We start from the raw sequence: 8,772 nt of genomic DNA, 5'->3' as shown, positions 1-8,772 counted from the left end.
CCGTTCTCGTCCGCCGTCAGGGCCAGGATGCCGACATCGATCTCCTGCGTCTGCTGCTCGGCCTCGAACTCGGCACCACCGCACGCCACCAGATTCAGGGCCGCCACGCTGACAAGAAGCTTCTTCTTCATGGGATTTTCTCCGGGCACATCGGGGGTGGGGGCGACTCGGACTCCGAGTCGGGGCTCCCTTCTGAATCAGGAACTACCCGTTCAGATGGAGACACCGGAGCTATCAGCAATCCTCTTGCCAGCCTGACGGGCCGGGCTTCTCCGGAAGACCCACCGTAAGAGGCGTTTACAAACTCCCGAGCCCCTGGAGTGTCCTCATCCAGGACAAGCGTCCGGGTTTCGGACACCCGCTCAAGAAGGCGCCTTCCAGGAGGCGCGGAGGGTCATGCCCTGCGCGTCGCGTTGGGTGATCTCCACCCGGGACTCCTCGGCCCCCCCGGCGCGCATGCCCCCGAGCACCAGGCCCACGGTGAACTGGCGCAGCACCTCTTCCGTCTCGTTGAACCACACGTCCACCACCGTGGGGGAGACGTCGGTGAGGCGGACCTCGGTGTAGTTGTTGCCCGAGCGGAAGCTCTTCTGGCTGCGCAGCAGCATGCGCCGGGGCCCCAGCAGCCGGAGCGTGGAGAACATGGCGCGGCCAATCATCGTCTCCTGGTAGCCCTCCACCATGCGCTCGCCCATCCTGCGCCAGGCCTGCTCGCGCGTCTCCCGGGGGAAGGCGTACTGGGCGCCGTACTCCACGGTGCGCGCCCACGTCTCCTTGGGGTAGGCGGGCAGCAGCGGCCGGTCCAGCTCCAACCCCACCGTGCGCAGCTTCTCCTTCAGCCCCGAGGGCACCCCGGTGGGAAAGGCGCGCGTGAGCAGGCTCTGGAGGCTGTGACTGAAAACGAGGGGCGGGGCCGTCTCCGACATGGCCCGCCACACTACACGCGACCAACCTGGACGTGGGAGGTGGGTCCCCCCGGGGTGACATGGCGCCGACGCGGTGCGTTGACACGGGGTACCGCCTACCCGGGCGCATGGGACACCCGAGCCACCACTTATGAGCGCCGCGCGGAGCCCCTTGGCGGCGCACCCGACGAGCCGCTAGAGGTGCCCCCTCATGAAACAGTACGAGAAGAAGCTCGACGCGAACGGCCGCCCCTACCTGGAGACGAACCTCTCGGGGCTGCTGCTCACCCGCCTCCCGCTGCTCAACAAGGGCACCTCCTTCACCCTGGAGGAGCGGCGCGACTTCGGTCTGCTGGGCCTGCTGCCCACCCACGTGTCCTCGCTGGACGAGCAGATCGAGCGCTCCTACGCCAACTTCCGCTCCTTCCGCTCGGACCTGGACAAGCACGTCTTCCTGCGCGCGCTCCAGGACCGGAGCGAGGTGCTCTTCTACGCCCTGGTGAACCGGCACATCGAGGAGATGATGCCCATCATCTATACGCCCACGGTGGCGCAGGCGGTGGAGCAGTTCAGCCGCATCTACCGCTACCCGCGCGGGCTGGTGGTGAGCCCGGAGAACATCGGGGAGATCGACGCGCTGCTGGAGAACACGCCCTTCCCGGACGTGCAGCTCATCGTCGCCACGGACAACGAGGGGATTCTCGGCATCGGGGACCAGGGCTTCGGCGGCCTGGCCATCTGCATCGGCAAGCTGTCCCTGTACACGGCCGCGGCGGGAATCGACCCGGCGGTGACGCTGCCGGTGGAGCTGGACGTGGGCACCAACCGCAAGGAGCTGTTGGATGACCCGCTCTACCTGGGCGTGAAGCGCCCGCGCATGGAGGGCAAGGAGTACGACGACTTCATCCACACCTTCGTGACGGCGCTCAAGAAGCGCTTCCCCAACGTGCTGGTGCAGTGGGAGGACTTCAGCAAGCAGAAGGCCTTCGACGTGCTGGACCGGTACCGGGACGTGCTGCCCTCGCTCAATGACGACATCCAGGGCACGGGGGCGGTGGTGCTCGCGGGCCTGCTGTCGGCCACGCGGCGCAGCCAGACGACGCTCTCGCAGCAGGTGTACCTGGTGCACGGCGCGGGCGCCGGCGGCGTGGGCGTGGCGAGGCAGATCGTCCGCGGCATGGAGCGCGAGGGCTTGAGCACGAAGGAGGCGCGCGAGCGCATCTACCTCATCGACTCCAAGGGCCTCATCCTCAAGGACCGCAAGGGGCTGGAGCCGTACAAGCTGGAGTTCGCGCACGAGCCGTCGCGCGCGGCGGGCTGGAAGCTCCAGGGCTCCATCCCGAGCCTGCTGGAGACGGTGCGCGAGGCGAAGGTGACGGTGCTGCTGGGGCTGAGCGGGCAGCGCGGGGCGTTCGGCGAGGACGTGGTGCGGGCGGTGGCGGCCAACACGCCCTACCCGGCCGTGTTCGCGCTGAGCAACCCGACGGCCAACAGCGAGGCGGTGCCGGCGGACATCTACCGGTGGACGGACGGCAAGGCGCTGGTGGCCACGGGCAGCCCCTTCGAGGACGTGGAGTGGGCAGGCGCGCCGCACCCGGTGGGCCAGGGCAACAACGCCTTCATCTTCCCGGGCCTGGGGCTGGGCGTGCTGCTGACGCGGGCCAGGCGGGTGACGGACGGGATGCTGACGGCGGCGTCGCTGGCGCTGGCGGACTACACGGACGGGGCGCGGCTGGCCCAGGGCGCGCTCTACCCGCGCATGGACCGGCTGCGCGCGGCGAGCCGGCAGGTGGCCATGGCCGTCATCCGTCAGGCGCAGAAGGACGAGGTGACGACGCGCAAGCTGCCCGACGACCTGGAGGCGCTGCTCGAGGCCGAGATGTGGCGGCCCGAGTTCCTCCCCCTGCGGCGCGCGCCGTAGCGGCTCACGCCCCGCAGGGCACCCGCACGGTGAAGGTGGTGGTGCCTCCTTGGGAGCGCGCCACCACCCGCCCGCCGTGCCCCTCCACCACCTGGCGCACGATGTACAGCCCCAGCCCCAGGCTCCCCGAGGGCCGGAACTTCGAGCTCCCCCGGCGGAACGGCTCGAAGAGCACCGGCAGCAGCTCCTCGGGAATGGGCTCTCCCTCGTTCGTCACCGCCAGCTCCACCTCGCCCTTCAGCGCGCGCAGCCTCACGGTCACCGCCGTCCCCGGGCGCGCATAGCGGAGCGCGTTGGACAGCAGGTTGGACAGCACCTGCCTCATCCGCGCCCCGTCCCAGGAGCCCTCGCACCGCAGGTCCCCTTCCAGGTGGATGTCGCTGCTCGGGTGCGTCACCGAGAACTCGTCGATGACCTCCCGGCACATCCGCACCAGGTCGCCCTCCGTGCGCGTCAGCGGGATGCCTCCACCCAACCGTCCACGGGTGAAGTCGAGCAGGTCGGAGATCATCCGCCCCATGGTGTCCGCGCTCGTCGCGATGCGTCCGGACACGCGCATCAAGGCTTCCGGCGCGGGGCGCTCCATGCGCTGGAGCGTGTGTGCGCCCAGGGAGATGGCCTGCAAGGGATTGCGCAGGTCATGGCTCACCATGCCGAGGAACTGCTGCTCCATCTCCTCGCGACGCTTCGTCTCCTCGTAGAGCCGGGCCCGGAGGAGGGCCTGGGCGCCCAGCCCGCACAGCGTCTCCAGGTGCGCCAGCTCCTGGGGGTTGAAGCGGCGTGACGTGGGGAAGCTCAGCCCCAGCACCCCCACCACCTGCTCCCCGCTCAGCAACGGCACGGAGACCCACGAGCGGCTCCGGTTCTCGCGCGCGAACCGGGCGAACCCGGGCCAGCCCCGCTCGAAGACCTCGATGGACTCAATCCACACCGCGCGCCGGGTGCGCGCCGCCTCCGTGAGCGGCGAGGGCAGGCCGAGGGGCATGGTGCGATTCTTGTCCACGACGTCGTCCTGGTAGCCGGTGGCGCCGAGCACGACCAGCGACTCGTCCACCTTCAGGCAGACGGTGCCCGCGTTCGCATCCAGCGACTTCAACCCGTGCTCCACCAGCGCGTCGGCCACCTGCCGCGGGGTGAGCGCGTGGGCGAAGGCGACGGTGGTCGCCAGGAGCGCCGCGGCATGCTGCTCGGCCAGCTTGCGCTCGGTGATGTCCAGCACGGTCCCCATCAAGCGGCGCTGGCCGCCCGTGTCTTCCTGGACCCGGCCTCGCGAGGACAGCCACCGCAGCACGCCTCCATCCCGCAGTCCCACGGCCCGGTACTCCATCTCCAGGGCCCCGCCCCTCGCTCCGGCCAGCGCCTCGCGGATCTCGGCCGCCACCCGCTCCCGGTCGTCCGGGTGCACGCGCTCCAACCACAGGCTCCGCTCCACGGGCTCCTCGGGGGACAGTCCGAACAGCTCCCGGGTGCGCGCGTCCCACTCCAGCGCGTCCGTGGCCGGGTCGTAGCTCCACACCCCGAGCGCGGCGGACTCCAGCGCCAGGCGCAGCCGCTCCTCGCTGAGCCGCAGCGACTCCTGGGTGGCCGTCTGCTCGGTGGTGTCCTCCATCGTCAGCACGCAGGCGACGAGGCTTCCCTCGGCATCGCGCACCGGCGAGGCACACGTCCGGGTGAGCCGGGTGGAGCCATCCTCGCGGCGGATGAGGAGTTCCTCCCGCACCTCCTGCCCCTCGCGCAGCGAGCGCACCAGCGGCAGCTCCTCCAGGCGATAGGGACGGCCGTCCGGGTGCAGGGCGAGGTGCGCGCGGAACCCCCGCACGTCGCTCTCAGCGGGCTTGCCGAGGAGGGACTCCAAGCGCTCGTTGGTCAGCAGCGTGCGGCCCGAGGGTGCCTCGGCGATGAGCAGGCCGGTGGGCATCTGCTGGAGCACGGCCTTGAGCAACCGCTCCTTGGAGGCCAGCTCCACCATGAGCTGCTTGAGCCGGCGCTCGGCCTCGCGGCGCGCGGTGATGTCCAACACCACCGTCACCCCCCGGTGGGGCTCGCCCTCGAACACCGCGCCCCCGCGGATGACGTCCACCCGCGAGCCGTCCTTGCGCACGTACTGCTTCTCGGCGAGCGAGGAGCGGCCCTGCTCGAGCACCGACTGGGTGTCCCGGCGGTCCTGCTCCTCCCACTCCGGCGGGGTCATCTTCCGCCAGTCGAGCAACCCCTTCTGGAGGTCCTCGCGCGTGTAGCCAACCATGTCGAGGAAGGTGTCGTTGGCGTCCAGGACGGAGCCGTCCAGGTCCCAGTAGAAGGTGCCCACCACGCCGGACTCGGTGAGTCGCCGCGCCCGCGCCTGCTCCTTGTCCAGCTCGCGCTGGAGCCGCTGCTGCTCGGCCTGGGCCGTCTCGCGCTCGCGTTGCCGGGTCAGCTCTCCCCGGCGCATGCGCACCAGCGCCCACGTCTGGGCCACCAGGTGCTTGGGCTCGATGGGCTGGGGAACGTAGCCGTCCGCGCCGTCCTCGAAGAGCCGCGTCTCCAGCTCCTCGTCCCGCATCAGCGAGGAGACATAGAGGACGGGGATGCCGGCGGTGGCGGGGTCCGCCTTGAGCCGGCGGCACACCTCGAAGCCACTCATGTCCGGCAGGCGCACGTCCAGCAACACCACGTCCGGCTGGAGCGCCAGGGCCGTGAGCGCCTCCTGGCCGCTCGCCGCCTCCAGCACCTCCAGGCCCACCGCGCGCAGGGTCTTGCAGACGAAGTAGCGCTTGGCCTCGGTGTCGTCGACCACCAGCACCCGCCCCTCCATCCGGAACGAGGGGGCGGCGTCACGGCTTCCCCGTCGCGACGGCATGGACAGCGGGCGGATGTTCGACACGATGAACTCTCCCTTACTCAGGCATTCGCACGGTGAAGGAGGTAACGCCCTCGCCCGAGCCCACCATCACCCGCCCGCCGTGCCCCTCCACCACCTGGCGCACGATGTACAGTCCCAGCCCCAGGCTCCCCGAGGGCAGGAACTTCGAGCTCCCCCGGCGGAATGGCTCGAAGAGCACCGGCAGCAGCTCCTCGGGAATGGGCTCGCCCTCGTTCGTCACCGCCAGCTCCACCTCGCCTTCCACCCGGCGTGCCCTCACGTACACCGGCGTGCCCTCTCGCGCGTGCCTCAGCGCGTTGGACAGCAGGTTGGACAGCACCTGCCGCATCCGGGGCCCGTCCCACGTCCCCTCGCACCGCGCGTCCCCCTCCAGGCGGATGTCGCTGCTCGCGTGCGTCACCGAGAACTCGTCGATGACCTCCCGGCACAGGAGCACGAGGTCGTTCGTCGTGCGCTCCAGGGGAATGCCTCCGCCCAGCCGCCCGCGGGTGAAGTCGAGCAGGTCGGAAACCATCCGCCCCATGGTGTCCGCGCTCGTCGCGATGCGTCCGGCCACGCGCAGCAGCACCTCCGGGGAGGGCCGCTCCTGGCGCTGGAGCGTGCGTGCTCCCAGCGAGATGGACGCCAGGGGATTGCGCAGGTCATGGCTCACCATGCCGAGGAACTGCTGCTCCATCTCCTCGCGGCGCCGGGCCTCCTCCTTCGCCCGCCGCTCCTCCTCGAAGAGCCGGGCGCGCGCCAGGGCCTGGGCGCACACCTGGCCGAGCGACTCCAGGTGCGCCCGCTCCTGCGCGGTGAAGCGGCGCGCGGTGGAGAAGCTCAACCCCAGCACACCCACCACCTGCTCTCCCTCCTTCAGCGGCGTACTCAACCAGGAGCGACTCCGACTGCCCTGGACGGTGCGGGCGAACTCGGGCCACTCCCGCTCGAAGCTGTCCGAGGCCTGGGCCTCCACGGGCCGCCCCCGGCGGACCGCCTCGGTGGAGGGCGAGCCCTGGCTGAGCGGATAGAGGTTGTGGTCCAGGGTGAGCTGGGGCGGATAGCCGAAGTGGCTGAGGATCTGGAGATGCTCGCCCTCCACGAGGCTGACGACGCCCGCGTAGGCGTCCAGGGACTTCAGCCCGTGGACCACCAGCGCCTCGGCCACGTCCTTCGGGGTGAGCGCGTGCGAGAAGGCGGCGGTGGTGGCCAGAAGCTCCGCGGCACGCTGCTCCGCCAGCGTGCGCTCCTGCTCCAGCTCCCGCTGGAGCCGTGCCTGCTCGGCCTGGGCCTCCTCGCGCTCGCGCTGCCGGGCCAGCTCCGCCCGGCGCATGCGCACCAGCGCCCACGTCTGGGCCACCAGGTGCTTGGGCTCGATGGGCTGGGGGATGTAGCCATCCGCGCCGTCCTCGAAGAGGTGGGCCTCCAGCTCCTCGTCCTGGAGCAGGGTGGAGATATAGAGGACGGGGAGGGCGGCGGTGGAGGGGTCCGCCTTGAGCCGGCGGCACACCTCGAAGCCCGTCATGTCCGGCAGGCGCACGTCCAGCACCACCACGTCCGGCTGGCGCGCCAGGGCCGCGAGCGCCTCCCGTCCCGTCGACGCCTCCAGCACCTCCATGCCCGACATGCGCAGCGTCTGCACGACGAGGTACCGCTTGGCTTCCGTGTCGTCGACCACCAGCACTCGCCCATCGAGTCGGGGAGCCAGGATCGACTCCGACCGTGCTCCCCTTGCCTGGGGAGCAGCCTGATTGATGCGCGACACGATGAAGACTCCCTCTGGCGCCTGGGGGGGAGACAGGCACCAGCAGAGGAAGTTCTGCCATGAGCCGCCCGGGCCAGTCCTGGAAACAGCCGACAAAGGTGTCGACCAGCTTACGGCTCCTGGGCCGCATGCTCCCCTGGCGGCACTCCGGGGCCCCGAACGACCGGGAAGCCGCTACCTCGAGTGAGGAGCGGATCCACTGGGAGTGTCCTCGTCCAGGCCGGGCAGCTCCAGCTGTCCCGAGGCCCGGCGCCGCCTGCGCGGAGGGGCATCCGTGGGCAGCAGCTCGCCCACGTCCTTCCACCCCTCCTCCACGAGCGCCTCGAAGGAGGGGCCCGTGGCCGTGGCTTCCAATCGGCGCGCCTGACGATCCAGCTCCTGGATGGCGCGCAGCCGCTCGTCATTGCCGAGCCTCGCCGCAGCCACCGCGTTGCGCAGCACGCGCAACGTCTCATCATAGACGTCGAGCCGCACCGGATAGGGGTGCCGGTCCTTGCCGCCCTGGGCGAACGAGAAGCGCGCCGGGTCGGTGAAGCGCGAGGGCGTGCCATGGAGCACCTCGGCCACGCTGGCCAGGGCGGCCACCGTGCGAGCCCCCAGACCCGGGGTGAGGAGCAGCTCGGCGAAGTCCCGGGGGCCCTGCTCGGCGGCGGCGGCCAGCGTGCCGTGGAGCCGGCGCAGGAGGACATCATCGCGCGTCACCTCCTCGTGAAGGGGCATCTGGAGGTGCGGCAGTGGCAGGGGCGCGGTGACGGGGACGGGCGCCTCCTGGGGACGCAGCTTGCGCAGCGCACCCACCACCAGGTCCGGCCCCTGGGAGACGAGCTCCACCTGGGCGGCCCGGGCCCTCGCGGCGCGCCGGTCCGTGAGGTTGAGGATGACGCCCTGGGAGGGGCCCTCGATGGCGGCGTGGGGCGAGTCCACGAAGCTGCCCAGGCCCTCGGAGAGCCAGTGGTAGCGCCGGGCCTGACGGACCTCGGGGTTCATGCCCTGCTGCACCACCGCCCAGGCGTTGTCGTCCGAGAGGATGAGGCTGTGGGAGTACAGCTGGAAGCCGTCCTGCACCGCGGCGCTGTCCACCTTGGCCGTCAGGCGGCTGGCGCGCACGAGCGCCTCGGCGTCGATGCCCACCCGGTCTCCGATGATGCGCAGCTCGTCCGGGGTGCGGCGCGCCTGCACGCCCTTGCCGCCGACGACATACAGCCCGAGCTGGCGCCCGCCGGGAGTCAGCCCGCGCTTGAGCGCGCCGAGCACCGTGGTGGTGACGCCCGAGGAGTGCCAGTCCATGCCCATGACGGCGCCGAGCGACTGGAACCAGAAGGGGTGCGCGAGCCGGCGC

The 8,772-nt window shown here is 71.0% G+C and carries 5 protein-coding genes; 1 reads left to right on the top strand and 4 read right to left on the bottom strand.

Annotated features, from left to right (window positions below):
* Positions 1 to 362 precede the first annotated feature (362 nt).
* Positions 363 to 926 carry a DUF2378 family protein gene (locus VF794_RS39635; RefSeq protein ID WP_331118887.1) on the bottom strand — a complete coding sequence of 188 codons (564 nt, stop codon included), beginning with the start codon at positions 924 to 926 and terminating at the stop codon, positions 363 to 365.
* 190 nt (positions 927 to 1,116) lie between these two features.
* Here VF794_RS39635 and VF794_RS39630 point away from each other — a divergent pair, with 190 nt between their 5' ends.
* On the top strand, positions 1,117 to 2,826 hold the full coding sequence (locus VF794_RS39630) for an NAD-dependent malic enzyme (protein ID WP_331118885.1): 1,710 nt from the start codon (positions 1,117 to 1,119) through the stop codon (positions 2,824 to 2,826).
* A gap of 4 nt (positions 2,827 to 2,830) precedes the next feature.
* Here VF794_RS39630 and VF794_RS39625 read toward each other — a convergent pair whose 3' ends face one another.
* The 3 genes from VF794_RS39625 to VF794_RS39615 form a co-directional block, all read right to left on the bottom strand.
* On the bottom strand, positions 2,831 to 5,689 hold the full coding sequence (locus tag VF794_RS39625) for a PAS domain S-box protein (protein ID WP_331118883.1): 2,859 nt from the start codon (positions 5,687 to 5,689) through the stop codon (positions 2,831 to 2,833).
* 13 nt (positions 5,690 to 5,702) lie between these two features.
* Entirely contained in the window at positions 5,703 to 7,346 is a 1,644-nt protein-coding gene (locus tag VF794_RS39620; RefSeq protein ID WP_331118881.1) for an ATP-binding protein, read from the bottom strand.
* A 261-nt stretch (positions 7,347 to 7,607) separates the two neighbouring features.
* A partial coding sequence (locus VF794_RS39615) for a DUF763 domain-containing protein (protein WP_331118879.1) occupies positions 7,608 to 8,772 on the bottom strand: 1,165 nt, incomplete at its 5' end.

The sequence above is a fragment of the Archangium sp. genome (assembly GCF_036389735.1).
Classification (GTDB): Bacteria; Myxococcota; Myxococcia; order Myxococcales; family Myxococcaceae; genus Archangium.
The sequence above is the reverse complement of the archived record's forward strand: the minus strand, read 5'-3'. Positions and strand labels throughout refer to the sequence as shown.